Here is a 639-nt window from a genome sequence, read left to right on the forward strand (position 1 = left end):
ACGGGCTGACTAGCGGCCTGACAACTTTGTCTACTATTTTTACGACACTTGCCAAAAGAAACATAAACGTGGATATCATTATCCAAACGCAGGCCGAGGACAAGACTGGAATTTCCTTCTCTGTCAAAACAGAAGATGCAGACCAAACCGTTGCGGTGCTTGAAGAGTATAAAGACGCGCTGGAATTTGAGAAAATCGAGACAGAAAGCAAATTGGCTAAAGTATCCATTGTTGGATCCGGCATGGTCTCAAATCCCGGTGTAGCGGCTGAAATGTTTGCTGTACTGGCGCAAAAAAACATTTTAATCAAAATGGTCAGCACATCTGAAATCAAAGTGTCAACAGTCGTAAGCGAAAATGACATGGTGAAAGCAGTCGAGTCGCTTCACGATGCATTTGAGCTTTCAAAACACCCTTCAGCTGTGTAATGACAATCAAAAAGGCGGGACTATGCAGTCACCGCCTTTTTGATTACACTGGGTCTTTCATATCCCATTTCACAGTCAGAACCACTTTATCCGCTCTCTTTTTCACTTGTTCATATGATTCGGCAATCTGATCATTCATCAATTGAATTTGTTCAGCGATAAAACCAGCCTCCAGCTGAAAGCAAGGTTCTTTCTGATGTTTAAGCCGGTT

At 42.7% G+C, this 639-nt stretch carries 2 protein-coding genes; one reads left to right on the top strand and one right to left on the bottom strand.

The genetic code is table 11. The annotated features are described in order from the left end of the window. Positions 1–428: ACT domain-containing protein (locus ACWHAR_RS28505; protein WP_452088625.1), on the top strand; the 428-nt coding region annotated here is incomplete at its 5' end. A gap of 43 nt (positions 429–471) precedes the next feature. On the opposite strand, the gene ACWHAR_RS28510 is transcribed toward ACWHAR_RS28505, so the two are convergent. Continuing rightward, on the bottom strand, positions 472–639 hold a 168-nt coding region (locus ACWHAR_RS28510), incomplete at its 5' end, for a DUF2507 domain-containing protein (RefSeq protein WP_452088626.1).

This window comes from Bacillus sp. LR--39 (assembly GCF_053613335.1).